Here is a 3,337-nt window from a genome sequence, read left to right on the forward strand (position 1 = left end):
TTTTTCTAAATTATTCAAACTTATTTTTAAGTTTGTCTTTTTTTATACGTTTTGATTGATTTTTGTTTCACACTTTCTACCAAGTCGATCAATAGACTTAATATACACTTCATCACCTGCCTTCAGCTTTCTTAACATCTTCTTATAATTCTTACGTTCAAAATCCTTACCTGACTGCTTATCAATAAACATCTTACTCTTATCAATACCAGCCTCTTTCATTGCTTCTACCTGTCTATCAATATTCTGGTCTTTAGTAGAAACTCTAATATAAGCATATTTCATACCCTTACCTCCATTAATTATGGAGATTATACAAAATATGAGCTTTATATATATTAATAAAAAATTTTACAAGTAAAAAGATTGCCTTTCGGGCAATCTCTTTTATAGGTTTGCATTTATAAAATCTTTGAAATAGTAGTACTGTAGAGCACCTGGATACTTTGCAGTCACTTTACCTTTTTTAATAATAAATGTACAAGGTGTAGAGATATTGACATTTAATTTCTTAGTAAGGTAATTAGAAGACTTTCCTTTTGTATCAACATAATAAATTTTATTTTTTCTATTCTTTGTCTGGTAAGTAGTCATTACTTCCTGGAAAGACTTCATAGCACTATCAGAACTATCACCTGCAACAAGAATGAAACTATCCTTGTTTTCAATCTTCTGTTCAAACTTAGTGCTTGATAAAGTTGTATATGTTGCATATGTTACCTGACGATAAATAAATAATCCAAGGAATACAACAAGTACTAATCCAAAAACACTGATTTCACGTGCAAATTTCTTGATAAAATCTTTCATAATTCTTGTACGCCTCCGTTTAAATATTGTAGCAAATTCTACCCTTTATGACAACATCTTATTGTTTCACTTTACTGTATAACAATGGTATAATAGGACCATTAGGAGGATGTACAAATGACTAAAGTAGTAAAAACAAATAAAGCACCAGGTGCTATTGGACCATATAGCCAGGGAATCGATATTGGTAATATGATCTTCTTTTCAGGACAAATTCCATTAGATCCTGAAACAGGCGTGATGCCAGAAGGCATCGAAGCACAGACTAGACGTGCATTAGATAATGTAAATGGTTTACTTGAAAGTCAGAATCTTACATTCAAGAATGTTGTGAAAACAACTGTATTTTTAGATAATATTAATGATTTCGCAACTATGAATGGTATTTATGCTGAATACTTTGAAGAACCTTATCCAGCAAGAAGTGCTGTAGAAGTTGCTAAACTTCCTAAAGGTGCTTTACTAGAAGTTGAAGTCGTTGCAGTAAAATAGACTTTCTCATCCGAGAAAGTCTTTTTTTATGCTTAAAACCTTGAAAATAATGAGAATTGTGCCATAATCAAAAAGACAATAAAAAAGGAGATTATTATGTTACTCTATTTAAAAACTATTTTGTTTGGTATTGTAGAAGGTATCACTGAGTGGTTACCTATCAGTAGTACTGGACATATGATTTTATTAAATGAATTTGTGAAATTAGATGTTTCTAAAGATTTCTATTCTATGTTCCAGGTTGTAATTCAGTTAGGTGCTATTCTTGCAGTAGTAGTTATCTATTGGAATCAGATCTGGCCATTTAAGAAGAATACAAATCCAATGGTAAAAGGTTTCTTTAAATATGTAGATAGAGATATCTTTGATTTATGGCTTAAGATCATCTTTGCATGTATCCCAGCAGCAGTAGTAGGATTATTATTTGATGATGTATTTGAAGCATTATTCTATAATCCACCTTGTGTCGCTCTAGCATTAATTGTCTTTGGTATTGGATTTATCGTAATTGAAAATAGAAATGCATCACTAAGACCTAAAATTAACTCTTTAAAAGCTATTAATGGTAAAACTGCTTTCTTAATTGGTATGTTCCAGTTAATTGCAGCTATTTTCCCAGGTACATCTCGTTCTGGTGCGACAATCCTTGGTGGATTAATGTTAGGTGTTAGCCGTACAGTTGCTGCAGAATTTACATTCTTCTTAGCTATTCCTGTTATGTTTGGCGCAAGCTTATTAAAACTAGTTAAGTTTGGTCTTGCATTTACAGCTTCACAGCTTGCAGTATTAGGACTTGGTATGCTTGTCGCATTTGTATCATCAATTTTAATCATCAAGTTCTTAATGAGCTATATCAAGAAGCATGACTTCAAGGTATTTGGATGGTATAGAATTGTATTAGGACTATTAGTACTTGCATATTTCTTTATCATTAAATAAAAAAACAATGGCGCGAGCCATTGTTTTATTTTTTCTTGATTGTGATACCAATCTTTCTTTCAACCTTTGCAAGTTTCTTTCTTGCGATTCTTCTTGCTTTTTCTGCTCCTGCTTCAAGAACATTATCAAGATAATCACCGTCTAGGATTTCATTATAACGGTCCTGAATTCTTTGAAGTTCATTACCAACAACTTCTGCAAGATCTTTCTTGAAATCCCCATAACCTTTACCTTCATACATTGTTTCAAGTTCTTCAATAGTCTTACCCGAAATAATAGAATAGATTTCAAGTAGGTTAGAAATACCAGGTTTGTTTTCTGGGTCAAACTTCACATGTGAATCACTATCAGTCACTGCAGATAAGATCTTCTTCTTAGATACATTAATTGGATCTAATACATAAATACATCCTTTACCATTAGGTGATGATTTACTCATCTTCTTAGTAGGATCCTGTAAGTCCATAATACGTCCACCTACTTTAGGAATAATAGGTTCAGGAAGCTTGAAAGTATCACTATAACGGCTATTAAAACGTTCTGCTACATTTCTAGCAAGCTCTACATGCTGTTTCTGGTCTTCTCCTACTGGTACATAGTCTGGATCATACATTAAGATGTCTGCATTCATTAAAGAAGGGTAGTTGAAGATACCAGCGCCAATATGTCCACCTTTTTCTTCTGCTTCAAGTTTCTTTGATTTATATTGAGTCATACGTGATAATTCACCCATAGAGACCATGCATCCTAAATACCATCCAAGCTGAGCATGTTCTAAGACATCACTCTGTAGGAATAAAGTCACCTGTTCAGGATCTAATCCAGCTGCAATATATAATGCGATTAAATCTTTTGTATTTTTTCTTAAATCCTTAGGTTCCTGGTAAATAGTCATTGAATGAAGATTAGCAACAAAGATAATCATTTCATATTCATTCTGGAACTGTACAAATGGCTTAATAGCGCCAATGTAGTTACCTAAAGTAACACGTCCTGTAGGTTTAATACCACTTAACATTCTTTTCATAATTTCCTCCATTTCCCCGCGCCTTCGTTGCGCGGACACAAATATATAACCAAACTCAAATCCCCCAAA

Annotated in this window: 4 protein-coding genes and 1 pseudogene; 2 read left to right on the plus strand and 3 right to left on the minus strand. The window is 32.8% G+C overall.

What is annotated here, in order from left to right; all coding sequences use genetic code 11:
* Nucleotides 1–51: 51 nt before the first annotated feature.
* Nucleotides 52–285, minus strand: a pseudogene (locus tag ABUA27_RS12340) (recombinase family protein); the annotation flags it as partial.
* A gap of 102 nt (nt 286–387) precedes the next feature.
* Nucleotides 388–810: a hypothetical protein gene (locus ABUA27_RS12345; protein ID WP_129980901.1), complete on the minus strand. Its 423-nt coding sequence runs from the start codon at nt 808–810 to the stop codon at nt 388–390.
* A gap of 117 nt (nt 811–927) precedes the next feature.
* Here ABUA27_RS12345 and ABUA27_RS12350 point away from each other — a divergent pair, with 117 nt between their 5' ends.
* Nucleotides 928–1,302, plus strand: coding sequence for a RidA family protein (locus tag ABUA27_RS12350; protein ID WP_349820829.1), 375 nt, complete (start codon nt 928–930; stop codon nt 1,300–1,302).
* Nucleotides 1,303–1,398: 96 nt separating this feature from the next.
* Nucleotides 1,399–2,241, plus strand: a complete 843-nt coding sequence (locus ABUA27_RS12355; RefSeq protein ID WP_221711459.1) for an undecaprenyl-diphosphate phosphatase — start codon at nt 1,399–1,401, stop codon at nt 2,239–2,241.
* A gap of 25 nt (nt 2,242–2,266) precedes the next feature.
* Here the strand turns inward: ABUA27_RS12355 and trpS are convergent, their stop codons facing one another.
* Nucleotides 2,267–3,268, minus strand: coding sequence for a tryptophan--tRNA ligase (gene trpS, locus ABUA27_RS12360; RefSeq protein ID WP_022424468.1), 1,002 nt, complete (start codon nt 3,266–3,268; stop codon nt 2,267–2,269).
* Nucleotides 3,269–3,337 lie beyond the last annotated feature (69 nt).

It is taken from the genome of Catenibacterium sp. RTP21428st1_D7_RTP21428_210409 (genome assembly GCF_040227455.1).
GTDB classification, from domain to species: Bacteria; Bacillota_I; Bacilli_A; order Erysipelotrichales; family Coprobacillaceae; genus Catenibacterium; species Catenibacterium mitsuoka_A.

Bases quoted from the DNA above. Each gene is read 5' to 3' on its own strand.
- trpS (WP_022424468.1), bottom strand. From the start codon at position 3,268: ATGAAAAGAATGTTAAGTGGTATTAAACCTACAGGACGTGTTACTTTA.
- ABUA27_RS12350 (WP_349820829.1), top strand. From the start codon at position 928: ATGACTAAAGTAGTAAAAACAAATAAAGCACCAGGTGCTATTGGACCA.
- ABUA27_RS12345 (WP_129980901.1), bottom strand. From the start codon at position 810: ATGAAAGATTTTATCAAGAAATTTGCACGTGAAATCAGTGTTTTTGGA.
- ABUA27_RS12355 (WP_221711459.1), top strand. From the start codon at position 1,399: ATGTTACTCTATTTAAAAACTATTTTGTTTGGTATTGTAGAAGGTATC.